Annotated in this window: 1 pseudogene; it reads left to right on the top strand. The window is 53.6% G+C overall.

The features are described from left to right. Positions 1 to 250: pseudogene (locus SB725_RS32835) on the top strand (23S rRNA (adenine(2503)-C(2))-methyltransferase RlmN); the annotation flags it as partial.

Here is a 250-nt window from a genome sequence, read left to right as displayed (position 1 = left end):
AAACCCTTCCGCGCCGATCAGGTGATGAAGTGGATGTATCACTATTGCTGCGACAACTTTGATGAGATGACCGATATCAACAAAGTGTTGCGCGGCAAACTGAAAGAGGTGGCGGAAATCCGCGCACCGGAAGTGGTTGAAGAACAGCGTTCATCTGACGGCACCATTAAATGGGCGATCGCCGTTGGCGATCAGCGCGTCGAAACGGTGTATATCCCGGAAGACGACCGTGCCACGCTCTGCGTCTCTT

This window comes from Pseudomonas sp. SIMBA_041 (assembly GCF_046535095.1).
Classification (GTDB): domain Bacteria; phylum Pseudomonadota; class Gammaproteobacteria; order Pseudomonadales; family Pseudomonadaceae; genus Aquipseudomonas; species Aquipseudomonas mucoides.
Note: the sequence above shows the minus strand (reverse complement) of the source record. Positions and strands in the feature narration are given on the sequence as shown.